This is a genomic window from Bacillus sp. SIMBA_008, assembly GCF_046535495.1.
GTDB classification, from domain to species: domain Bacteria; phylum Bacillota; class Bacilli; order Bacillales; family Bacillaceae; genus Bacillus; species Bacillus subtilis.
This window is the reverse complement of the sequence record NZ_JAWRWL010000586.1, coordinates 1-266: the sequence shown is the minus strand read 5'-3', so window position 1 is coordinate 266 and position 266 is coordinate 1. Positions and strand designations below refer to the sequence as shown.

The 266-nt window shown below is 54.1% G+C and carries 1 protein-coding gene; it reads right to left on the bottom strand.

What is annotated here, in order from left to right; all coding sequences use genetic code 11:
- On the bottom strand, positions 1 to 266 hold a 266-nt coding region (locus tag SB658_RS24545; protein WP_410602993.1), incomplete at both ends, for an Ig-like domain-containing protein.

Sequence of the window (266 nt, the reverse complement as noted above, 5' to 3'; positions counted from 1 at the left end):
AATGATACATTCATGTCATCCTTCGGCGGGTCTTTTACCCGGACGGACAGCTTTGCTTTGCGGGCGCCGATTTTTTGACCGGCAAGCTCCGGCTGGTTCGGCTCCTCCCGTTTGATATGGAAGGTGCGGACGGACGTTGTTTCATTTCCGGCAAGGTCTGCCGCAATGATAGTAAGGGTGTGCTTTCCGGGCTTGAGATCGGCTGATGACGTGTGATGCGGGAGCGTAATGCTTTCTCCGTCCAAAAACGCTTTCACCTCTTCCAC